22 protein-coding genes and 1 tRNA gene are annotated in these 22357 nt (G+C 38.5%); 6 read left to right on the top strand and 17 right to left on the bottom strand.

From position 1 onward, the window contains the following. Positions 1–495: an META domain-containing protein gene (locus tag BUL40_RS04650; protein WP_080318261.1), complete on the top strand. Its 495-nt coding sequence runs from the start codon at positions 1–3 to the stop codon at positions 493–495. A gap of 167 nt (positions 496–662) precedes the next feature. Continuing rightward, positions 663–1622: a sugar kinase gene (locus tag BUL40_RS04645; protein ID WP_080318260.1), complete on the top strand. Its 960-nt coding sequence runs from the start codon at positions 663–665 to the stop codon at positions 1620–1622. Between the two features lie 114 nt (positions 1623–1736). On the opposite strand, the gene BUL40_RS04640 is transcribed toward BUL40_RS04645, so the two are convergent. The 15 genes from BUL40_RS04640 to BUL40_RS04570 all read right to left on the bottom strand — a co-directional run bounded on the left by BUL40_RS04640 (position 1737) and on the right by BUL40_RS04570 (position 17807). Further along, positions 1737–1810, bottom strand: a tRNA-Arg gene (locus tag BUL40_RS04640). A 9-nt stretch (positions 1811–1819) separates the two neighbouring features. Further along, positions 1820–2272 carry a GatB/YqeY domain-containing protein gene (locus tag BUL40_RS04635; protein ID WP_010519143.1) on the bottom strand — a complete coding sequence of 151 codons (453 nt, stop codon included), beginning with the start codon at positions 2270–2272 and terminating at the stop codon, positions 1820–1822. 87 nt (positions 2273–2359) lie between these two features. Further along, complete coding sequence (gene ftsZ, locus BUL40_RS04630; RefSeq protein WP_080318259.1) at positions 2360–4369, bottom strand: cell division protein FtsZ; 2010 nt, start codon at positions 4367–4369, stop codon at positions 2360–2362. Positions 4370–4394: 25 nt separating this feature from the next. Beyond that, complete coding sequence (ftsA, locus tag BUL40_RS04625; RefSeq protein WP_010519141.1) at positions 4395–5756, bottom strand: cell division protein FtsA; 1362 nt, start codon at positions 5754–5756, stop codon at positions 4395–4397. A gap of 3 nt (positions 5757–5759) precedes the next feature. Beyond that, positions 5760–6467, bottom strand: a complete 708-nt coding sequence (locus tag BUL40_RS04620) for a cell division protein FtsQ/DivIB (RefSeq protein ID WP_317044007.1) — start codon at positions 6465–6467, stop codon at positions 5760–5762. A 1-nt stretch (position 6468) separates the two neighbouring features. Further along, the gene (murC, locus tag BUL40_RS04615; RefSeq protein WP_176465445.1) at positions 6469–7821 is read right to left on the bottom strand and encodes a UDP-N-acetylmuramate--L-alanine ligase; all 1353 of its coding nucleotides are present in this window, start codon (positions 7819–7821) and stop codon (positions 6469–6471) included. After that, positions 7818–8906: an undecaprenyldiphospho-muramoylpentapeptide beta-N-acetylglucosaminyltransferase gene (gene murG, locus BUL40_RS04610; protein ID WP_080318256.1), complete on the bottom strand. Its 1089-nt coding sequence runs from the start codon at positions 8904–8906 to the stop codon at positions 7818–7820. The genes murC and murG overlap by 4 nt, the downstream gene beginning before the upstream one ends. Continuing rightward, positions 8893–10092, bottom strand: a complete 1200-nt coding sequence (locus BUL40_RS04605; protein ID WP_080318255.1) for an FtsW/RodA/SpoVE family cell cycle protein — start codon at positions 10090–10092, stop codon at positions 8893–8895. The genes murG and BUL40_RS04605 overlap by 14 nt, the downstream gene beginning before the upstream one ends. Before the next feature lie 11 nt (positions 10093–10103). Beyond that, positions 10104–11438: a UDP-N-acetylmuramoyl-L-alanine--D-glutamate ligase gene (gene murD, locus BUL40_RS04600; protein ID WP_080318254.1), complete on the bottom strand. Its 1335-nt coding sequence runs from the start codon at positions 11436–11438 to the stop codon at positions 10104–10106. A gap of 2 nt (positions 11439–11440) precedes the next feature. After that, the gene (mraY, locus tag BUL40_RS04595; protein WP_010519135.1) at positions 11441–12661 is read right to left on the bottom strand and encodes a phospho-N-acetylmuramoyl-pentapeptide-transferase; all 1221 of its coding nucleotides are present in this window, start codon (positions 12659–12661) and stop codon (positions 11441–11443) included. Further along, on the bottom strand, positions 12661–14124 hold the full coding sequence (locus BUL40_RS04590; protein WP_080318253.1) for a UDP-N-acetylmuramoyl-L-alanyl-D-glutamate--2,6-diaminopimelate ligase: 1464 nt from the start codon (positions 14122–14124) through the stop codon (positions 12661–12663). The genes mraY and BUL40_RS04590 overlap by 1 nt, the downstream gene beginning before the upstream one ends. Next, entirely contained in the window at positions 14121–16130 is a 2010-nt protein-coding gene (locus BUL40_RS04585) for a penicillin-binding protein (protein WP_080318252.1), read from the bottom strand. Before BUL40_RS04585 ends, BUL40_RS04590 begins: the two co-directional genes overlap by 4 nt. Next, the gene (locus tag BUL40_RS04580) at positions 16130–16447 is read right to left on the bottom strand and encodes an FtsL-like putative cell division protein (RefSeq protein ID WP_080318251.1); all 318 of its coding nucleotides are present in this window, start codon (positions 16445–16447) and stop codon (positions 16130–16132) included. The genes BUL40_RS04585 and BUL40_RS04580 overlap by 1 nt, the downstream gene beginning before the upstream one ends. 3 nt (positions 16448–16450) lie before the next feature. Beyond that, positions 16451–17344 carry a 16S rRNA (cytosine(1402)-N(4))-methyltransferase RsmH gene (gene rsmH / locus BUL40_RS04575; protein WP_080318250.1) on the bottom strand — a complete coding sequence of 298 codons (894 nt, stop codon included), beginning with the start codon at positions 17342–17344 and terminating at the stop codon, positions 16451–16453. After that, positions 17334–17807 (bottom strand): division/cell wall cluster transcriptional repressor MraZ, encoded by a 474-nt coding sequence (locus BUL40_RS04570; RefSeq protein ID WP_080318249.1) that lies wholly within the window; start codon positions 17805–17807, stop codon positions 17334–17336. The genes rsmH and BUL40_RS04570 overlap by 11 nt, the downstream gene beginning before the upstream one ends. Positions 17808–18066: 259 nt before the next feature. Here BUL40_RS04570 and BUL40_RS04565 point away from each other — a divergent pair, with 259 nt between their 5' ends. The 3 genes from BUL40_RS04565 to BUL40_RS04555 all read left to right on the top strand — a co-directional run bounded on the left by BUL40_RS04565 (position 18067) and on the right by BUL40_RS04555 (position 20093). After that, positions 18067–18831, top strand: coding sequence for an alpha/beta fold hydrolase (locus BUL40_RS04565; protein ID WP_080318248.1), 765 nt, complete (start codon positions 18067–18069; stop codon positions 18829–18831). A gap of 50 nt (positions 18832–18881) precedes the next feature. Continuing rightward, positions 18882–19502, top strand: a complete 621-nt coding sequence (yihA, locus tag BUL40_RS04560) for a ribosome biogenesis GTP-binding protein YihA/YsxC (RefSeq protein WP_080318247.1) — start codon at positions 18882–18884, stop codon at positions 19500–19502. Between the two features lie 93 nt (positions 19503–19595). Further along, on the top strand, positions 19596–20093 hold the full coding sequence (locus tag BUL40_RS04555) for a hypothetical protein (protein WP_080318246.1): 498 nt from the start codon (positions 19596–19598) through the stop codon (positions 20091–20093). An 8-nt stretch (positions 20094–20101) separates the two neighbouring features. On the opposite strand, the gene gldC is transcribed toward BUL40_RS04555, so the two are convergent. Next, positions 20102–20437, bottom strand: a complete 336-nt coding sequence (gldC, locus tag BUL40_RS04550) for a gliding motility protein GldC (RefSeq protein ID WP_010519126.1) — start codon at positions 20435–20437, stop codon at positions 20102–20104. Next, the gene (gene gldB / locus BUL40_RS04545) at positions 20437–21405 is read right to left on the bottom strand and encodes a gliding motility lipoprotein GldB (RefSeq protein ID WP_244901820.1); all 969 of its coding nucleotides are present in this window, start codon (positions 21403–21405) and stop codon (positions 20437–20439) included. Before gldB ends, gldC begins: the two co-directional genes overlap by 1 nt. 66 nt (positions 21406–21471) lie before the next feature. Here gldB and nadE point away from each other — a divergent pair, with 66 nt between their 5' ends. Then, complete coding sequence (nadE, locus tag BUL40_RS04540; RefSeq protein ID WP_080318244.1) at positions 21472–22269, top strand: NAD(+) synthase; 798 nt, start codon at positions 21472–21474, stop codon at positions 22267–22269. The last annotated feature ends 88 nt before the right edge of the window (positions 22270–22357 follow it).

Genomic DNA, 22357 nt, shown 5'->3' with positions numbered 1-22357 from the left:
ATGAAAAATTACATAAAAACGCTAATAGTTCTCTGTGTTTGCATTGTAGTATCCTGTAAAGAGGATAAAATGGCGGACAAGAATGCTAAACAAGAAGCTAAAAAGATAGAAATAGACCCTAAAAAGAAAGCGACTAAAACTGAGGTAGGCACAGCTAACATTCATGATATTTGGATTTTAGAACGAATTGACAATGTTGCCGCAAATGAAGTTTTCACCAATAAAGAAGCGCCTTTTTTAGAGGTAAACACTAAAACTAAACGATTAATGGGCACAACAGGCTGTTATGAGTATTATAGTAACTTAAAGCTTGACGGACACAAAATTTCCCTTTCAGAATTTGTAAGCATGGAAAAAGCATGTAATCAAGAATTATCCATAGAAAAAGAATTTTTAAACCAATTAAAGCAAATAGATTCATTTTCGGTTGCTCCGTTGAAACTTATTTTTAGCACCAAAGAAAAAAATATTCTAGAGTTTAAAAAAGTAGACTAATTCTCTTCTTTGCAGCACAAAGCACGGATAGAATCCATACCTAATAAATTACCTTTATCCTTAATTAGGAACTAACAAAATAGCATGTTTTTAAAGCACAATAAAACAAGTAAACTCACCTATTAAACAAAATTTATCTTTTATTTTTATCCACCTAAAATCAAAAGATGAGCACGCCATTAGATGTGATAACATTTGGAGAATCCATGGTGCTTTTTAGCCCAGACTCCAAAGGCCCATTAAGACACATACATACTTTTACAAAGGCCATAGCAGGGGCAGAATCCAATGTTGCCATAGCACTTAGTAGATTAGGACATCAGGTAGGTTGGTTCAGTAAAGTAGGAGACGATGAATTTGGAAGGTATCTTGAATTTATTGTTCGTGGAGAAGGTGTAGACGTTTCTAGACTAATTACGGACCCTAACCACAGCACGGGATTATTATTTAAAGAGCTATTTGCCCACGTTAATCCTAATGTTTACTACTACAGAAAAAATAGTGCCGCTAGTTTTTTTAAACCAGAAGACTTAGACCTAGATTACATAAAAACGGCTAAAATCTTACATGTTACAGGCATTACCCCTGCCATTAGCCAATCTGCCAAAGAAACGGCTTTAACCGCAATAAAAGCTGCAAAAGAGGCTGGGGTAAAAATCTCTTTTGACCCAAATATTAGATTAAAACTATGGTCGTTAGAAGAAGCAAAAGAGACGCTTTTGGAGTTCTGTAGTCTTGCGGACATCTTGTTTCCCGGTATTGATGAATCTGAATTATTACTAGGATTAAATAAACCTGAAGAGATCATAACCGCTTTCCATGAATTAGGTGCTCAGGAAATTGCATTAAAAATGGGGAAAGAAGGCTGTATGGTTTCTGATGGTACTACAAATGAATTTATACCAGGATACGTTGTAGACCGTACAGAAGATACCGTTGGCGCAGGTGATGGCTTTGCTGCGGGCTTTCTAAGTTCTAGATTAAAAGGGTATTCCATACAAGAAGCTGGCGATTTTGCAAACGGAGTTGGGGCCATGGCCACTTTGGTAAAGGGTGATAGCGAAGGATACCCTACATTTAAACAATTACAAGTCTTTATGGGTAAAGAAAAATCCATAGACCGTTAACCCAACCCTAAAAAACTATCCTTTCTATGAAACATTAGATTGAGGGATTAAAACCTAAAGCATAAAAAAACGCCAAGCTATCTTGGCGTTTTTTCTTTTAAAAGTATTTGGTTGTGACCCAGGGAGGATTCGAACCCCCAACCCTCAGAGCCGAAATCTGATATTCTATCCAGTTGAACTACTGGGCCCCTTAATTTTTATTCGCTTAATTTCGCTTTTACAATGCTAGATATGGTCTTGCCATCTGCTTGGCCTGCTAGCTCTTTGGATACCATACCCATTACTTTTCCCATATCCTTCATACCCGTTGCGCCAACCGCATCTATAGTTTGCACAACAACGCTTTCTATCTCTTCTTCTGATAATTGTTCTGGTAAAAACTTTTCAATCACCGCTACCTGGGCCAATTCTGGCTCTGCCAGATCTTCTCTTCCCTGTTCTGAAAAAATAGCGGCACTATCCTTTCGCTGTTTTACCAACTTTTGAACCAGCTTAATCTCATCCTCTTCAGATAATTCCGCTCCGGCTCCTTTATCCGTTTTTGCCAATAATATAGCAGATTTTATAGCGCGCAAGGCTTCCAAAGCAACCGTGTCTTTAGCTTTCATTGCTGCTTTCATCTCTGTCATTACGTTTTCTTGTAATCCCATATCTTGGTAGTTTTAGGCCTGCGAAGATAAAAAATAAACCCGAAAATTCTTGAATTTTCGGGTTCATACTTAGTAAAGTGATAGGTGTTAATCTACATTATCGTGCAAGAAGGAATTATTACTTCTTAATTGAATTTCATCATTGCTATCTTCTCCCAAACTCATTCTTGAAACTTTCTGCTCTTTTGGACCTTCTTCAAATTCTATACCTTGTCTTTTATAAGCAGGAACTTTCTCATACTCGTCCAAGCTAGAACGGCTGTTCTTAAATTTATGGTTAAAGCTTTTTAGTTTTCTTTTACGTTCTTCGGCACGGTCTTTTAACATGTCGCTAATAGAGCTGTTCATTGGATCTAATTCTCCCTTTGGCTCATCAGCACCACCAGAATTAGGCTCTGGTGTTGGCTTAACGGTTTTCTTTTCAAATACCAACTCATCTTCTATCATTACTGGATCATGAGTTTCGGCTTTGCTTTTGGCTCCCGTTAATTTCGTTTCTAACTCCATGTATTCTTGAAGGTCATACCTGGTCTCTTCCTTTTTGTTGTATTCCAAAACCGGACTTACCTCTACATACTCCTCTACTTCCATGTCTTTGATTTCGTCATTCAAATCAAAAACAATGGTATTCGCTGTTTCTTCCTCTTCCTTTTTGGTATCGTTTAATGGCATATCAAAAGAAAGGGTAAATTGCTCTTCTTCTTGCTTGCTAGAGGCTACCAATTCAGCATCTATAACATCTATCTCGGCCAAAACATCTTTAGCTTCAATAATTATAAAATCGTCATCAGAAGATCTTGCAACAGTTTGTTTTACCGGCTCTGCCACTACCTCTTCATAAAATACATTGAAGTTTCTTATGAAATTTGTAGTTGGTATTAAATCAGATTCCGGAGCTGGTGCCTTTGGCTCTTCTAAATTATGTTTTACCACCTGTTCTAATTGCTGTCTTTTTTGCTGAACCGGCTTAGGCTTCACTGGCTCTTCTAAAGGTTCTTCTAGCGTAAATCTCTTTACTGCCCCACTTCCCCCTAAATGTTGAACGGCTTTTTGTTCATCTTCTAAAGTGTGGATAATTTTTTTGGTTTCCGTATTAACTATTTCGTCTTGTTGATCTACGGCAAAACCTGTTGCAATTACGGTAACGGCAATGGCATCTCCAAGATTTTCGTCCTCACCAACACCCATGATAATATTGGCTCCGTGACCGGCCTCTATCTGAATGTGGTCATTGATTTCTCCAATCTCATCAATTGTAATTTCTTGGGCGCCAGAAACGATAAGCAATAGTACGTTTTTAGCTCCTCTAATTTTATTATCGTTAAGCAAAGGAGAATCCAATGCCTTCATTATGGCCTCATTTGCCCTACCAGAACCAGAAGCCATAGCAGAACCCATAATGGCAGTACCACTATTAGAAAGTACGGTCTTGGCATCCCTAAGGTCAATATTCTGTGTATAGTGATGGGTTATAACCTCTGCAATACCTCTAGCCGCAGTGGCCAATACTTCATCTGCTTTAGAAAATCCGGCTTTAAAACCAAGATTACCGTAAACCTCCCTTAGCTTATTATTGTTGATAACAATCAAGGAATCAACGTTGGCACGAAGTTTTTCTATTCCAAGTTGTGCTTGTTTATTCCGCATGGCCCCTTCAAATTGAAAAGGAATAGTTACGATACCAACGGTAAGCACATCTAACTCCCTTGCAATTTTAGCTATAACAGGAGCGGCACCCGTTCCCGTACCACCGCCCATACCAGCGGTAATAAAAACCATTTTGGTTGTGCTCTCCAACATGCTTTTTAACTCTTCCATGCTCTCCAAGGCCGCTTGCTCTCCTATTTCTGGATTAGCACCTGCACCTAGACCCTCTGTTAAGGAGACCCCTAATTGAATTTTATTGGGTACAGCACTATTTTCCAAGGCTTGAGAATCTGTATTACAGATTACAAAATCTACTCCGTTAATACCAGCCTGGAACATGTGATTTATGGCGTTGCTACCGCCGCCACCAACTCCAATGACCTTAATAACGTTGCTTTTATGCTTGGGCATATCAAAGGCAATATTATCCATCTCGTTGCTATTACTCATGTTGTTTATTTTTCTTGGGGGTGTGTTATTCTGCGTTATCTAAAAAATCTTTCAACTTCTCTGACCATTTGTCAAAAATGGACTTACGTTCTCTAGTTTGGGTGCTTGTATGCTGTTGGGCAGCTACTTGCTCTTCTCCAGTGTTACTTACCAAAACCTCTTCTGGCACACCCATATCTTCTTGTTGTTCTTGCCCTACAGGAACCTCTTCTATATAGTTTTTATTATCTGTTTTTAAGGCGTTCATCAAAAGGCCAACTGCAGTTGCATACAACGGGCTAGCCACACTTTCATCAGAATCACCTGCAAGATGTTCATTTGGGTAACCAATACGGGTATCCATACCTGTGATGTACTCTACCAACTGCTTTAAATGCTTAAGTTGGCTACCACCACCTGTAAGAACAATACCAGCAATTAGTTTCTTTTTCTGATCTTCGTGACCATAATTTCTAATCTCTACATACACCTGCTCTATAATTTCTACCACGCGGGCATGTATAATCTTAGATAAGTTTTTAAGCGTAATTTCTTTTGGCTCCCTACCCCTTAAACCTGGAATGGATACAATTTCGTTATCCTTGTTTTCTCCTGGCCATGCGGAACCAAACTTTATTTTCAATAATTCTGCCTGCTTCTCTATAATAGAACAGCCTTCTTTAATATCTTCTGTAATTACATTACCACCAAATGGTATAACCGCTGTATGGCGAATAATGCCGTCTTTGAAAATGGCCAAATCAGTGGTACCACCACCTATATCGATCAAGGCAACACCTGCCTCCTTTTCCTCTTGACTTAAAACGGCCTCTGCAGATGCCAATGGTTCTAGGGTAATATTGCCTAAATCAAGACCAGCACTTTTAATACACCTACCTATGTTTTTTATAGAAGAAACCTGACCTACCACCACATGGAAGTTTGCTTCTAGCCTACCCCCATACATACCCATGGGCTCCTTGATTTCTGACTGCCCATCTACTTTATATTCTTGTGGCAATACGTGGATTATTTCTTCTCCTGGCAACATAACCAATTTGTAGACTTGGTTACACAACATGTCCAAATCATCCTCGTCTATAACCTCTTCCGCGTTATTCCGGGTTATATAATCGCTATGCTGTAAACTTCTAATGTGTTGCCCTGCAATACCCACCACTACAGAACCTATTTTTAAACCAGAATTTAGCTCTGCCTGTTCTACAGCCTGTTGTATTGATGCAATGGTTTGGGTAATGTTATTTACCACGCCTCTGTGCACACCTAGACTTTTAGATTTACCCGAACCTAAAATCTCGATTTTTCCATATTCATTTTCCCTACCAATCATTGCCACGATTTTGGTAGTACCAATGTCTAAACCAACAGAATATTTACCTTGTCCCATAACTTATATTTTGGTGCAAACCACTTGATTATCAAATTTTAAACTTACTTCTGCATACGTATCCAAGCTATTGTCTTTAGCTGCCTTAACATAAAAGGCCATAAACTTTTTAAACTTTTCGTCAAGGTTTTCCACGCTTCCTAAATTCACCACAAACTCTTCTACTCTTAGTTTAAGCAAGTATGCATCTTCATCTTTAATATGTATACCAATAACATTTTTCCTTAGAAAATCATCTTGGCTTATATACTCAAGAATAACATAGGCATCTTCCAATGTTTTCTCGGTTATTTTTCCCGTAATTATAGGCACTCTTGCAGAATGATACCTGGATAAGGGCATGCGCTTGCCCTCACTATCCAAATAAAATCTGGAATTTCCTTCAATCCTGCCTATTGGTTTTCGCTGTATTATTTTGGAAATAAGTTTACCGTCTACCGTACGATAGACTTGTGCGGTTTTCACCATAGGACTAGATTGCACAATCTTCTCTATGGAATCCAAAACTACCGCATCTTTTGCCCTATTTTCCAAGGCTCCCAATTTTTGTATTAACAATTTATTAACCGCTTCTTCGGTCAAATACAAGTTTTCTTCACCTACAAATTTAATGGCGATGTTGCCCATAGGCCTTTTAGCATTTCTAACGCTGGCAAAACCATATAAACCTATTACCAAAAGTAAAAGGACCACAATTTTTATATAGGCCATACTAATACGCATGTTGTAGTGCTTTTTTAATTTTTACAACCTCTAATCCTATATCTCCCGCTCCTAGCGTTAACAAAACTCCTTGGTCTAAGTTCTGTAGCTCTTGTACTAAATCTGCTTTATCTATTATACGTTTATTTTCTTGGGTGATTTTCTCTAACAACACGCCAGAATCTACCCCTGGAATAGGTTCCTCTCTGGCAGGATAAATATCTAGCAACAACACCCTATCAAATTTTGACAAGCTTGTCGCAAACCCTTCCATAAAATCTTGTGTTCTAGAAAACAAGTGTGGTTGAAAAACCACGGTTACCAATAAATTTGGATGCATCTCCCGAACGGCCTGGTGTACCGCTTCTATTTCTGTAGGATGATGCGCATAGTCATCTATAAAATAGAAATCCCTACTTTTAATTTGATATGAAAACCTTCTTTGTACGCCTTTAAAGGTTGCTAGACCTTCTGCTAAATCTTTAGCGTTAAAACCAGCCTCTGCCGCCATGGCCAATGCTGCTAGTGCATTATTTAGGTTATGCCTGCCTGGTTTTGAAAATGAAATAGACCTAATAATCTCTTTTGGAGTTTTAATGTTGAATTGATAGGCACCATTTCTAATTTCCAAATTATGTATCTCATAATCCGAACCATCTTCAATACCATACGATATCCCTTTTAAACCAACATTTTGCGGTTTTAGCAAGCCACCATTTTTAGCAACAATACCTGCAAACTGAGCAAACGTTTGTTTTAAATTATCTGCATCTCCGTAAATATCCAAGTGATCCGCATCCATTGATGTTACACAAGCCATATTAGGGTGCAAATGCAAGAAAGAACGATCATACTCGTCTGCTTCTACAACAGTATATTCTTGACCCTTACAAACATAATTGGAATTGAAATCTTCTGAAATTCCACCTAAAAATGCTGAAAATGGTGCATTTACTTCGTTTAACAAATGAGCCAGAATACTGCTAGTAGTGGTTTTACCATGTGTACCAGCTACGGCAAAGCAATACGTGCCTTTTGTAATAAGACCAAGAACCTGAGCTCTTTTTTGAACTTGAAATTTGTTGGCGATAAAATAATTCAATTCTGAATGATGCTTTGGAATAGCCGGTGTATAAACCACTAATGTATTCTCCTTGGTTTTAAAACACTCAGGCACCAAAGTCAAATCATCTGCATAGTGAATGGCCATACCACTTGTAGCCAATTCTTCAGTTAAAGGCGTTCTAGTTTTATCATAGCCTCCAACTTGCTTACCAATGAAATGGAAATATCTGGCCAATGCGGACATACCGATACCTCCAATACCGATAAAATATACGTTATGTATGTCCGTCATATTCATTTTAATAATTTTTCAATTTCATCTACAATTGCGGTTGTTGCATGTGGCATACCCAATCGTTTAATATTTCTAGAGAGTGTTGCTTGTTGCTCTTTTGAATCTAACAATCCTTTAAATGCAGGCTCAAACTGGCCCTCTAGCTCCGTTTCCTTCAACATTAGCGCGGCATTCTTTTTTACCAATGCCTCAGCATTTTTAGTCTGATGGTCTTCTGCTACATTGGGAGAAGGCACGAACAAAACCGGCTTACCAACCAAACATAATTCTGAAACCGAACCGGCACCTGCCCTAGATATAATAATATCCGCCATGGCATAAGCCTTATCCATTTCATTTATAAAGGCCTGAACTTTTACGTCCTCGCTGTTGTATTTTTTATAATCTTGTTCATATAGTTTACCGCACTGCCAAAAAACCTGAACATCGTTCGCCCTAAAAAAGGAAAGCTCGGTCTCTATCAATTCATTTATTCGTCTTGCCCCTAAACTACCGCCCAAAACCAAAACCACTGGTTTAGTTTCATCTAAACCATAAGCAGCTTTTACAGCCTTAGCATCATGCTTAATAGCTACTAAATCTTTACGAACGGGGTTACCGGTTAGTACGATTTTGTCTTTAGGAAAAAACTTTTCCATACCAGAATAGGCCACACAAATTTTCTCTGCTTTGCCCGCCAAAAGCTTATTGGTAATTCCGGCAAAAGAATTTTGCTCTTGAAGTACACAGGGAACACCTGCCCGTTCTGCCATTTTAAGCAAAGGCCCACTAGCAAAACCTCCCGTACCTATGGCAACGTCCGGTTTAAATTGCTTAATAATGTTCCTAGACTTTAACAAACTACTAATTACTTTAATTGGAAATAGTGCATTTTTAAATGTAAGCTTACGCTGCAACCCGCTAATCCACAAACCTTCTATTTTATAACCGGCATTTGGCACTTTTTCCATTTCCATTTTATCCTTGGCCCCAACAAACAAAAACTCCGCATTTGGATAGCGTTGCTTAAGCTCATTAGCTATGGATATGGCCGGATAAATATGACCGCCCGTACCGCCACCGGATAATATGAATCTAAATTTGTCCACTTAAAACTTCTAAAGGGTTCATATCATCTATTTCTGCAGCCGGCTCTTCCGTTTTCTTATTGCTTGCACTCAATACTATACCTATGGCCAAGCACGTCATCCAAATAGAAGTACCCCCCATACTAATTAAGGGTAGTGGCTGACCCGTTGTTGGAAACAACTGAACCACGACCGCCATATTTATCAATGCCTGAAAAACAATGGGCACACCTACCCCTATCACCAACAACTTGGTAAAGATGGTTTCGGCACTATTGGCCACAACCACAATTCTAAACAAGAGCAACAAGTAAAAAAACAACAACCCCAAGCCACCTATTAATCCATACTCTTCTATTATGATTGCAAAAATGAAATCTGATGTACTTTGGGATAAAATGTTTTTCATGACACTTTTACCAGCTCCCTTACCTACAATACCACCTTGCGCAACAGCCATTTTAGCATAATTTACCTGCCTATTGGCATCTGCAGAAGCTTCATCTGGATTTAAAAAGGTTTCTATTCTTGATTTCCACGTACCCGCCCTGTCTGGCAACACTTCTGGTGCTTTGAACAAAACAAATAGGAACATACTTGCCAATATACCCCCGGTAACCACCATTACCGTTAGATACTTTAACGGATACCCCCCTAAAAAGCAAAGTAAAAAAGCCAATGCACCTACAATTGCAGCCGTAGAAAAGTTAGCGGGTAAAATTAAACCCACCACCAAGGCAATAGGCAACCAAAGAGGCAAAATACTTTCTTGAAAAGTAACTTGCCTATCTCTTATTTTACTTAAATACCTAGCAACCCAAATCATTAAAACAACAGAAGCCAACGTAGATGTTTGAAAAGGAATACCTACAACCGGAATAGTAATCCACCGGTTGGCACTTACGCCTCCAATATTGGTTTCTACTGTTAGAGTGTACCCCAACAAGCACAATATTATTGGGAGCCCAATTAGGGACAGGCCTTTAAAGTAATGCGCAGGAATACGATGTACGGCAAAGATGATCATAAAACCTAAAAACAACAGCACGCCATGCTTTACCAAGTGCCCTAATGCCGTACCAGAATCTTTAACGTAAACCAAGTTGGTACTAGCACTGTACACCGGCAAAAATGAAAAAATAGCCAACAAGGCAACAATGCCCCAAATGGCACGATCTCCCCGTAAGTTTTTCATTAATGCTTTCATCTACCTATTCTCTATAAATTTCTTACCGCATCTTTAAATTGATCGCCGCGGTCTTCATAATTTTTAAACAAATCAAAACTTGCACAGGCTGGTGATAGTAAAACGGCATCACCACGTTCCGCAACCTTATAGGCAATCTTAACCGCTTCTTCCATAGAATAGGTTTCTACCAAAGGCTCAACAACCTTACCAAAAGTGGCCACCAATTTGCTATTATCCATACCTAAGCAGATAATTGCTTTTACCTTTTCTCTTACCAAAGGCATAAGGTCTGTGTAATCATTGCCCTTATCTGTACCACCCACTATCCAAACAATTGGTTTTTTTATACCGTCTAACGCATAGTAGGTAGCATTTACGTTAGTTGCCTTAGAATCGTTTATATATTCTACGTGATTAATTTTCAACACTTTTTCCAATCTATGGGGAGCTCCCTGAAATGATTGTATGCTATCCCTAATAGCTTCTTTCCTCACTCGCACCAACATAGCGGCCATACTAGCTGCCATTGCATTTTTTGTATTGTGCTTTCCTTCTAGCGTTAAAAAATCTGTACTCATCTCCAAATAATTAGTGTCTACGTTTATTTTAATTAGGTTGTTGTCTATATATGCCCCTTCTTCTAGTTCTCGCTCTAGCGAAAAAGGCAATAGTTTTGATTGAACTGGGTTTTGCGATAACCATTCGGTAATCACGGAATCGTCTGCATCATAGATTAAATAATCTTCCGCTGTCTGATTCATTGCTATTCTAAATTTAGATGCGATATAGTTTTCAAATTTGTAATCATATCGATTTAAATGATCTGGCGTTATATTGGTTATTATGGCAATGTTTGGCTTAAAACTCACGATACCGTCTAGCTGAAAGCTGCTTATTTCCAGAACATAGCAATCAAAATGCTGCTCTGCCACCATTTTAGCATAACTATCGCCTATATTACCGGCCATCCCCACATTCACACCACCGTTTTTTATTAGATGATAGGCCAACATGGTAGTGGTTGTTTTACCGTTACTGCCGGTAATACCAATTAATTCTGCATCCGTATAATTGGTTGCAAATTCAATTTCAGATATTACTGGAATGCCATTTGCCACCAATTGCTTTACCATTGGTGCCTTATCTGGAATTCCAGGACTTTTCATTACTAAATCCGCATTTAGAATCTTAGATTCCGTATGCATTTTCTCTTCCCATTCAATTTCAAACTGTTCAAGAACGTTTTTATAGTTTGGCTTTATGCTTCCAAAATCAGAAACAAAAACCGCATACCCTTTTTGTTTTGCCAAAATGGCGGTTCCCACGCCACTTTCTCCACCACCAAGCACCACCAATCTTTTCACCCTTATCTAATTTTCAAGGTTACAATGCTAACTATGGCCAAAAGAATTCCAATAATCCAAAAGCGGGTTACAATCTTACTTTCGTGGTATAATTTCTTCTGGTAATGATGGTGTAAAGGAGCCATTAGAAATATCCGTTTTCCTTCTCCATATTTTTTCTTGGTATGCTTAAAGTATCCTACTTGAATCATCACAGAAAGTGACTCGGCAAAAAAGATTCCGCACAAAAGTGGAATCAACAATTCTTTTCTAACGATTATAGCTATTACCGCGATTACCCCACCTATGGTTAAGCTGCCGGTATCTCCCATAAATACTTGTGCTGGAAAGGTGTTGTACCACAAAAAGCCAATTAAGCCCCCCACAAAGGCCGCTATAAAAACTACGGTTTCACCAACCCGAGGTATGTAAAAAATATCTAAGTAATCTGAGAAAAGGATATTACCAGACACCCATGCAAAAATACCCAAGGTCAATACGATTATAGCAGAAGATCCTGCGGCCAAACCATCTATACCATCCGTTAAATTAGCACCATTGGATACCGCTGTAACAATTAAAATAACTACCGGAATAAAGATGAGCCATGCGTACTCCTCCATTCCCTCTCCCATCCAAGAAATGAAATCTGCATAGTTAAGCTCATTGTTCTTAAAAAATGGAATATTGGTACGAACAGTGCTTAGCTCTTCTCCATAAACGCGTTCTACCTTAAAATCTTCTGTAATTCTAGACCCGTCTTTTTCCTTTATAGTTACTTGCGGATGAAAGTAAAGCACGGCACCTACAACTAGACCTAAACCAACCTGGCCAATTACTTTAAATCTACCTTTTAAGCCTTCTTTGTTCTTCTTAAAAATCTTAATGTAATCGTCTATAAAACCAATTATACCCATCCACACCATGGTAACTATGAGCAAGATGATATAGATATTCTTTAAATCGCACACCAGTAGTACTGGAATCAGGGTAGACAAAATAATGATGATACCGCCCATAGTTGGCGTTCCTGCCTTTTGCTTTTGCCCTTGCAAGCCTAAATCACGCACGGTTTCGCCAATCTGTTGTTTTTGAAGAAACAGAATTATACGTTTACCATATACCATGGCAATAAGCAAGGATAGAATTACCGCAAAACCAGCTCTAAAAGAGAGGAATTGAAATAAGGAAGCTCCAGGAATCTGGTATTGTTCTTCTAAAAATTGAAACAAATAATACAACATTAGCCTTCTATTTCTTTTAATGCGATTTTTAATTCTTTAAAATCATCGAACTCCGTGCGTACCCCATTGGTTTCTTGGTAGGTCTCATGCCCTTTGCCTGCCACTAGAATAATATCATTAGCAACGGCAAGCTTACAAGCGGTACGTATGGCTTGCCTTCTATTTTCTATGCTCAAAACCTTACGTGTGTTTTGTGGCTCCACCCCAGCTTCCATCTCTTGGATGATGGTTGCGGGCTCTTCTGTTCTTGGATTGTCTGATGTAAATATGGCCTGCTGGCTCATTTCTGATGCGATATGACCCATAACCGGACGCTTAGACTTATCTCTATCACCACCACACCCCACTACGGTGATGACTTTTTCATTTCCAGTCCTTAAAGTGTTTATAGTGTTCAACACGTTTTTTAGCGCATCCGGCGTATGGGCATAATCAACAATAGCCGTTATTTTATTTTTAGATACAAAATATTGAAACCTTCCATCTACAGTTTGCAGTTCACTAATTAGACGAAGCACCTCTAAGCGTTCTAAACCTAATTCTATCGCAACCGCATAAATGGCCAAAATATTATAGGCATTAAAGTCACCTATTAACTTGGTCCATAGCTCATTATCATCTACTTTCAACAATTGCCCATCTAGTTGACGTTCTAGGATTTGCCCCCTATAATCCGTCATACTTTTTAAGGAATAACTAAGTTTTTTAGCTTTGGTATTTTGTAGCATAACGGCACCATTCTTATCATCTAGATTGGTTAAGGCAAATGCCGTCTTGGTCAATCCATCAAACAGTAACTTTTTAGTATCCCTATATGCTGCAAAGGTCTTGTGGTAATCTAGGTGATCATGGCTTAGGTTGGTAAAAACCGCCCCTTGAAAATGAAGCCCTTCCGCTCTTTTTTGGTGCAAACCGTGACTACTAACTTCCATAAAACAAAACTCCACCCCGGCTTGGCTCATTAAATCCAAACACTTGTTAATAGTAAGAGAATCTGGCGTAGTATGGGTAGTGGCAAATTCTTTGTCATCTACCATAATCTTTATAGTAGAGATCAAACCTACTTTATAACCCGCACTTTTAAATAGGTTGTACAATAAGGTTGAAATAGTGGTTTTGCCATTGGTACCCGTTACCCCAACTAATTTTAGGTTTTTAGAAGGGTTATCATAAAAATTAGCCGCCATAACCGCCAATGCTTGCTGGGAGTCTTTAACTTGAATGTAGGTAATACCATTAATTACCATTTCTGGCATTACCTCACAGACCACTGCCTTAACACCGGCATCGATAGCCTTAGCAATAAATTTATGCCCATCTACCTGGAGCCCTTTAATAGCAACAAATACATCGTCCATACCAATTTGCCTAGAATCAAAATGCACTTGATTGATCAAGACATTGGTGTCTCCACTCACGGCGTTAAGCCCCACTCCATATAATATATCCTTCAACAACTTCATGAAAGCTCCAGTATTATATATTCAACTTCTTTTATTGCCGTACCTGCCTTTACCGATTGCTTTTTTACCTTACCATTACCCCTAACCTGTACTTTCACCCCCATATTCTCCAATAGGGACACAGCATCCATACCACTCATTCCTGAAAGATTGGGAATTGCTGTTTTAACTTTTTGTGATAAGGCATAGTAGTTTTTGTAGTTTTTTTCTAGAACCGCCTCTTTGGGGCTTTCGGGATCCACTTTATCAATAACAGGTGAATTGGTATATATTTTTTGAGCTAACGATTTAAATACCGGTCCAGAAACATCGGCCCCGTAATAACCTACGCTCTTATCCGGTTCATGAATTACAACAATGCAGCTATATTTTGGATTATCCGCAGGAAAATAACCTACAAAAGAAGATATATATGCTAATTTATCTGGGTCTTTTGCCACGTAATTTTTTTGGCACGTACCTGTTTTACCTGCCATTGAAAAAGTAGGGCTATACAAACCATGCCCAGTTCCCTTTTTCTTTTCTACAACATCTTTTAAAATACGCTGGGCCTTTTTTACCGTAGCATCTGAACAGATAGACGGATTCAACACCTCTTTATCAAAAGCTTTTACCACCCTGTTACCTATCCTGGCCTCTTTTATGAATCTTGGTTTCACCAACTCTCCATTATTAGCTATGGCATTATAGAATGCCAAGGTTTGTAAAGGAGTCATAGAAACCTCATAACCATGAGACATCCAAGCCAAAGAAATTCCTGACCAACCTTTATCACCAGGATAGCGGATTACCGGACTACCCTCTCCAATTATGGGAAGTCCTAAATTTTTATGAAGCCCCATATTCATGAGACGATTTACAAACTTCTCTGGGTTCTCCTTGTAATTTTCATGTATAATTTTAGCAAAGGCCGTATTGGAAGAAACAGCAAAAGCATCTGCAACCGACACTTTACCGTAACCACCCCATTTAGAATCACGAACAACGCGATCATAAACTTTATAACGCCCTTTTTCGGTATCTACAACCGTATTGGTATCTACCATGTTATCTTCCATGGCAGCCACTAAAGACATTAGTTTAAAGGTAGAGCCAGGCTCATGAGACTCACCAACCGCATAATTTAAACGCTCATAATAGTTTCCCTCTTCGGTTCTTCCAAGATTGGAAATGGCTTTTATCTCGCCAGTTTCTACCTCCATAACCACAACACAACCGTGATCAGCCTTATACTTTTCTAACTGGCCAAGCAAAGCATGATGCGCAATATCTTGTATATTAGAATTTATTGTGGTTACCACATCCATACCGTCTTGCGGCTCTATGGTATTGTTAAAACCAACAGGTTTCCAATGGCTACCGGCACTTTTTTGCTTTAAACGCTTACCTTCCCTACCTCTTAAATAGGTAGCACCAAAGGCACCATCTAGCCCCACTCTGGTATAATAACCTTTTTCATCTACACGCTCATAACCAATACTGCGCGCACCCATTTTACCCAGAGGATATTCCCTAACTACCCTATGTTTCTCTATAAAACCACCCCTATGCGGACCTAATTTAAACAATGGAAAGCCCCTAAGCCGCTGATAATCTAAATACCCAACATTGCGTGCAATTAACTTGTAACCATTCTTATTGGCCCTAGCTTTTCTAAGCATTTGACGGTAATGAGAAGCCGGCTTATTGAACAACATACCTAAGGAATCACATAAAGGACCAATGTTTTCTTGCCAATCTTTCTCTGTTACCGTGTTGGTATCAAATCTAATTTCGTATTTGGCCACAGAAGCCGCCAGTAAACTACCATCATCTGCATAAATATTACCTCTATTTGGTTGTATGGTGAACATTTTTTCGGTTTTGGCTTGCGCCATTTCCTTATAGGTGTCACCATCTACCATTTGTATATCTACCAGCTTCCATACAACGGCCACGGCAAACAAGAACATCCCTGCTGCCACCAAATACAGTCTATGCATTATGGTTTTTTCCTTTACGGCCATTATTTATTGGATTTTACTATTATTTTTTGAGGTGGATTTAAGGACTGTTTTAAACCCCTACTCGCCACTTCTTCCTTTAAAAAGGATTCCATTTTTAGCTCTTGCAACATTCTTCGGTTAGCCACAAATTCTGATCGTAATGAACGAACCTCTTCATTTAACCTAGAAATTTCGTGCACCTTCCTATCTGCCTGATGCCCACTCGAAATCATAATTGCCGCCAAAAAAGAAGCAAACAACAAGAAAAGCCAGTTCTTAGGAGCATCTCCACTCACCAAAAACTTACCTTTTAATATGTCTAACAATCCCTTTTTCATCAATTACAAACGCTCTGCTATTCTTAATTTGGCGCTACGCGCCCTATTATTTCTCGCTATCTCTTCTGCCGTTGGCACAACTAAACCGCCAACCTTTTTAAGGGGCACATCTACATTCCCATAAAAATCCTTCTCTGCCTCACCTTCAAATTTTCCATCTCTAATAAATCGTTTTACCAAACGATCTTCCAGAGAATGGTAGCTTATTAAACTTAACCTACCACCAGGCTTTAAAACTTCTGGAATTTGAGTCAAAAACGCTTTTAAAACAGCTATTTCCTCATTTACCTCTATACGAACTGCCTGATAGATTTGCGCTAAAATTCTGTTCTCTTTCGCCTTGGGTAAAAACCTACCCAAAACCCCTTTGAGCTGCTCTGTTGTTTTAAGTTCACCCTCAGACCTAGCATTTACAATAGCCGTAGAAATACCGTAGGCATTTCTTAATTCTCCATACTCCTTTAAAACCCGCGTAAGCTCTTTTACATCGTACCCGTTTACCACCTCAAAAGCAGAAATAGACCTTCTACGATCCATTCGCATATCTAAATCTCCATCAAAGCGAATAGAAAACCCCCTATCGGCCTCATCAAACTGATGCGATGACACACCAAAATCTGCCAAAACGCCATCAACTTGCTTCACACCATGAAAACGCAGATACTGTTTTAAGAACTTGAAATTTTCATTAATCAAAACAAATCTTTCATCATCCAAAGTATTGGCCAACGCATCTTCATCTTGATCAAAAGCGTATAACCTTCCAGTAGGTCCAAGTCTTGATAGTATCTCCTTTGAATGGCCACCACCACCAAAAGTTACATCTACATAGGTGCCATTTTCTTTAATGGCCAAACCATCTACAGTTTCTTTAAGCAAGACGGGATCATGATACATTGTCTACGTTTTTATTAGAACTCATAACCCTTTTTGCCAAAGCTTTCTTTTCCTCTTTGGTCGCCGTAATAGCCTTCTCGTAGGTGTCTTTATCCCAAATTTCTAAATGCTTACCAATTGGTGCTATTACAATTTCTTTGGCAATACCCACCATACCAATAACATCTTTGGGAATTAACAACCTGCCATTTGCATCTACCTCTATTTGACGTAAACCAGCGGTATACATTCTTATAAAATCAAGGTTTTCTTCATCAAACCTGCTTTTTTGGTTTAATTCTGACATTACCCTGTTCCATTCATAAGCAGGATACAACTCCAAACAATCACTGTAATACGCCTTTTTAATAAAAAACCCATCTTTTAAAACAGGGGCCATTTGGTTGCGCAACGCCACAGGTAGCATTACCCTACCCTTGGCATCGGCCTTACAGTTAAATACCCCAAAGAAAAAAATGTCCAAAATCGGCGTGTTTCTTATTACAACTCAAAAATATAAAATTTATTACCACATTTTACCACAAAACCCCACATTGTTAATAAAATGAGAACATTCTTACCACTTTTTGACACTTTTACCCAAAACTTGAGACACTTTTTACCACAAGGTTTAAAAACAACCTTTAAAAAAAGCACTTAACATTTTTACGAAAACCAAAAAAAAGTGTGTTATTGCATTCTTTTGAAATCCCTATATTTGCCCACATTCGTAACCAACTTAAATGGAGGAGAAAATTGTACAGGACGGCAAGTACCGTTACATAGAGCTAGGAGAAGGCACTCCGATTATTATCTTACATGGATTAATGGGCGGCCTTAGTAATTTCCACGGCGTAACCGAGTATTTTCCAACAAAAGGCTATAAAGTTCTGGTTCCTGAGCTACCCATTTATGATATGCCGGTAATAAAAACAACAGTTAAGAATTTTGCGAAATTTCTTAAGGATTTTATTGAGCATAAAGGTTTAAAGGACGTTATTCTACTAGGCAACTCTTTAGGCGGACATATTGGTTTATTGCACACCAAATTATACCCCGAAATGGTAAAGGCTTTGGTAATTACCGGAAGTTCTGGGTTATATGAAAGCGCCATGGGCGATGGGTACCCAAAACGAGGAGACTACGAGTTTATCAAGAAAAAAGCACAAGATGTTTTTTATGACCCAGAAGTGGCCACCAAAGAAATTGTAGACGAGGTTTTTGCAACCGTAAACGATAGAATGAAATTGGTTAAAACATTAGCTATTGCCAAGAGTGCCATACGCCACAATATGGCAAAAGATTTACCCAACATGAATACACCAACATGTATAATTTGGGGAAAACAAGACAATGTTACACCACCAAATGTGGCCGAAGAATTTCATCAATTACTGCCTGATTCTGATTTATTTTGGATAGACAAATGTGGCCATGCCCCAATGATGGAACACCCTGAAGATTTTAACCTAATTTTAGACAAATGGTTAGAGAAAAGAGCGTTTTAAACAAGCGTTCTTCTGACTTGCCTTATCTTTGAGTTCCAAAAGGAACCTAAATGAAAATTACCGCTGCAGAGTTTGTGATGAGCAACTCGGACGTTGCCAAATGTCCCAAAGAACCACTACCGGAATATGCTTTTATAGGACGTTCTAACGTAGGTAAATCCTCACTGATAAATATGCTGGTAGACCGCAAGAGTTTAGCAAAAACTTCTGGCAGACCAGGGAAGACCCAGCTCATTAATCATTTTAAAATAAATAAAAATTGGTTCTTGGTAGATTTACCCGGATATGGTTATGCCCGTGTTTCCAAAAAAGACAAGAAGACATTTCAAAAATACATTACCGAGTACTTCTTAAAACGCAAACAACTAGTCTGCGCTTTCGTGTTAGTAGACATACGCCATGAACCACAACCAATAGACATGGAGTTTATGGAATGGTTGGGCAGTAACGGTATTCCCTTTGCCATTATTTTCACCAAGGCAGATAAACTTAAGTCTGGTGCTATAGAAAAAAATGTAAAAGCTTATTTAACGAAGTTATTAGCTTCCGTTTGGGAAGAAACACCGCCTTATTTTATTACTTCTTCTAGCAAACATTTGGGGAAAGAAGCGTTACTTAACTACATAGAAGAAATTAACCAAAGCCTTAACCCCAACGATTTAATAGATTAAATTTTACAGCAAAAAGGGCACTCTAGTTTTCTAACGGTTTCCAATTTACATTTCTCAATTAATCCGTATCTTTTAATACGTAAAAGACCATAAATGACTCAGCAAAACAGACCACAAAGAACTCCAAAAAACTTTCTAAAAACTGCAAAAATCATTCATTTAGCGCTAGCCATGGGGTGCCTGGCCATTTCTGCTTATTTCTACTCCAATACCGAAATGAATTTTACGGATGAATTGAATTTAAAAGACCCAATGATTTATATTCTACCGGTAATTGGTGCTATTGCTTTTTTCGCCAGCTCGGTTTTGTACAGAAATTTAATAGACAAAGCCAAAACACAACCCTCTTTGCTTAGCAAGTTAAATGGTTTTTTAAGCGCCAATATTGTGAGATATGCTATAATTGAAGGCGCAACCTTAATAAATATTATATGGTTTAGCACCACCGGAACCCCACTTTACATTACGGTAGCTGGCACATTATTGATTTATTTGTTCTGGCTAAGACCTACTAAAGATAAAGTTATAGAAGACCTTGCATTAAGAGGCCAAGACAAAGCTAAATTTGAGGCCTTTGATCAAGACTTGTAGCCACTTTGCTATTTTTTAAGGTCTAGCTTATCTGCAAAATATTCACAAAAGTCTTTCATGGTAGCTGTCATCTTTTCATCCTGAGTGGCACGCATAAACGTATCTGCCATGGTTACCAAGGTTTGATGAAAAAATACTTTCATCTCATCTACTGGCATATCCTTTGTCCACAAATCAATTTTTAAGGATTCTTGCTTAGCACTATCCCAAACAGAAAGCATCATTGCTTTTGCTTCTTCGTTATCTACCCCACCGTCTTGGGCAGACCAGCTTAATTCTTCTGGAACTCTATTTTCATCTAATCCCACCTTCAACTTTATCTCAGAAGTATGTACTACAGCCATTATTTTCTTGGTTTATAATTTGAATTTTTAAATATATCATCTGCCGGCATATCCAGTAATTCAACTATGGAAACCTCCGGATTTTTGTCCATGTATTTTTTTACAATTTGCCAGCCTATGAACCTTCCTAATCGTCCTGGAGACTCACGATCCAATTCAAGACCAAATTTTGAGAATGGCGCTGGATCTAAAAAACGCCTGTCTAAAGCACTATCCGTGCTATACAACAATTGTTCCTCTATAAAATAGCGCCAAATTTGCTCCTCATTGTTTTGCGCCCATACTAGCTCTTCCGCAGTAAAGCCTATTTTTTGCGCATTAGTACTATTAGGCAGTAAGAGGTCTTTTAAATACAGTTCTTTACCATGATAAACCATACGAGACAAAAAAGTTCTATTTCTAGGCAATGCATTCACCTTTTTAGCAAAAGCACTAGCCACATCTGAAAGTAGAAATTGCTTATCCAACCCCTTAGCGATATACTTGGACATACCTTCGTAGAAAAAGTGATCGGCCCCTAAGTAATTATCCAATCCAATTAACAAAAGAGAATCTGTAAGCACCACTCGGGTATCATATTGCACTTCTGAAATTAGGGTGACTATTTTTGGAGTTTTGTAACGTGGAAAGTAATATTTTATGTGCTTAAACAGCGATTCCAAACCGGCCTTCTCTGTATCAAAATCTTCAAAAGTTTTGTCTACTTCTTCTTTTAGCTGCAGCTGCAAGGTGTCTTTTAGCTTAAGTGCCCAAATACTATCTGGAACAACCTTTGGGAACAAATAAGGAAATTCGGCTTTTAAACTAGGAATAGCTTCCAACGTAGAATTTGCAAACAAATCATCAAAACGCTTAACCGTGATATTTACAGGAACTTTTGCTATTTCCCGTTCTATTTTAGACTCTTCTTTGCAAGAAAAGAGCAAAATCACCAAAAAGAATAACAAGAAATAGGGATACGACTTCATTTTTAAAGCTACAGCGTTTAAATTTACAGGATGCAAAGGTAATTTTTTGATAGTAAAAACAATAGTATGCAAACAGAAAAGGTAGTAAACCACATTGTTGATTGGTTAAAAACATACGCCAACAATGCCAATATAAAAGGATTTGTAATAGGTGTTTCTGGTGGAATTGACTCTGCCGTTACCTCTACTTTATGCGCAAGAACAGGGTTAGACCTTATGTGTATAGAAATGCCAATTCACCAAGCAGAAAGCCAAGTAACCCGTGCAGACCGCCATATAGATTGGCTTATGCAGAACTACCCTAATGTAAGCAGACAACCAGTAAACCTTACTCCCGTTTTTGATAGTTTGGTTGCTGCGCTCCCAAAGGTAGAAAACGAAGAGGAACGTTTTATGTCATTAGCAAATACCAGAGCAAGACTTAGAATGACCACCTTATATTATTTTGCGGCCTTACACGGGTATTTGGTAGCCGGTACTGGCAATAAAGTTGAAGATTTTGGTGTGGGGTTTTACACCAAATATGGTGATGGCGGTGTAGACTTAAGCCCCATTGCAGATTTAGTAAAAACAGAAGTGTACCAAATAGGACGTTTTTTAGGCGTAAACCAAGATATTTTGGAAGCCGCTCCAACAGACGGACTTTGGGGAGACGATAGAACTGATGAAGACCAGATTGGAGCCTCTTATCCAGAATTGGAATGGGCTATGGAAATGGCAGATGCTGGTAAAACCGCAAATGATTTTGAAGGGCGTAAAAAAGAGGTCTTTGCCATTTACAAGCGTTTTAATACCGCTAATAAACATAAAATGGTACCCATACCGGTTTGCGAAATCCCTAAAGCGTTAAAATCAGCAGATTAACCATTTTATACCGACTTAAAACGAATAAAACCCTAGAAATTCTGTGTTTTTTATGAAAAAACCCAAATTTGTCGTGTTTATTGGTTAA

It is taken from the genome of Croceivirga radicis, assembly GCF_002072105.2.
GTDB classification, from domain to species: domain Bacteria; phylum Bacteroidota; class Bacteroidia; order Flavobacteriales; family Flavobacteriaceae; genus Croceivirga; species Croceivirga radicis.
Note: the sequence above shows the minus strand (reverse complement) of the source record. Positions and strands in the feature narration are given on the sequence as shown.

Coding starts and splice junctions, on each gene's coding strand:
- BUL40_RS04650 (WP_080318261.1), top strand. CDS start 1: ATGAAAAATTACATAAAAACGCTAATAGTTCTCTGTGTTTGCATTGTA.
- BUL40_RS04645 (WP_080318260.1), top strand. CDS start 663: ATGAGCACGCCATTAGATGTGATAACATTTGGAGAATCCATGGTGCTT.
- BUL40_RS04635 (WP_010519143.1), bottom strand. CDS start 2,272: ATGGGATTACAAGAAAACGTAATGACAGAGATGAAAGCAGCAATGAAA.
- ftsZ (WP_080318259.1), bottom strand. CDS start 4,369: ATGAGTAATAGCAACGAGATGGATAATATTGCCTTTGATATGCCCAAG.
- ftsA (WP_010519141.1), bottom strand. CDS start 5,756: ATGGGACAAGGTAAATATTCTGTTGGTTTAGACATTGGTACTACCAAA.
- BUL40_RS04620 (WP_317044007.1), bottom strand. CDS start 6,467: ATGGCCTATATAAAAATTGTGGTCCTTTTACTTTTGGTAATAGGTTTA.
- murC (WP_176465445.1), bottom strand. CDS start 7,821: ATGAATATGACGGACATACATAACGTATATTTTATCGGTATTGGAGGT.
- BUL40_RS04605 (WP_080318255.1), bottom strand. CDS start 10,092: ATGAAAGCATTAATGAAAAACTTACGGGGAGATCGTGCCATTTGGGGC.
- mraY (WP_010519135.1), bottom strand. CDS start 12,661: ATGTTGTATTATTTGTTTCAATTTTTAGAAGAACAATACCAGATTCCT.
- BUL40_RS04590 (WP_080318253.1), bottom strand. CDS start 14,124: ATGAAGTTGTTGAAGGATATATTATATGGAGTGGGGCTTAACGCCGTG.
- BUL40_RS04585 (WP_080318252.1), bottom strand. CDS start 16,130: ATGGCCGTAAAGGAAAAAACCATAATGCATAGACTGTATTTGGTGGCA.
- BUL40_RS04580 (WP_080318251.1), bottom strand. CDS start 16,447: ATGAAAAAGGGATTGTTAGACATATTAAAAGGTAAGTTTTTGGTGAGT.
- rsmH (WP_080318250.1), bottom strand. CDS start 17,344: ATGTATCATGATCCCGTCTTGCTTAAAGAAACTGTAGATGGTTTGGCC.
- BUL40_RS04565 (WP_080318248.1), top strand. CDS start 18,067: ATGGAGGAGAAAATTGTACAGGACGGCAAGTACCGTTACATAGAGCTA.
- yihA (WP_080318247.1), top strand. CDS start 18,882: ATGAAAATTACCGCTGCAGAGTTTGTGATGAGCAACTCGGACGTTGCC.
- BUL40_RS04555 (WP_080318246.1), top strand. CDS start 19,596: ATGACTCAGCAAAACAGACCACAAAGAACTCCAAAAAACTTTCTAAAA.
- gldC (WP_010519126.1), bottom strand. CDS start 20,437: ATGGCTGTAGTACATACTTCTGAGATAAAGTTGAAGGTGGGATTAGAT.
- gldB (WP_244901820.1), bottom strand. CDS start 21,405: ATGAAGTCGTATCCCTATTTCTTGTTATTCTTTTTGGTGATTTTGCTC.
- nadE (WP_080318244.1), top strand. CDS start 21,472: ATGCAAACAGAAAAGGTAGTAAACCACATTGTTGATTGGTTAAAAACA.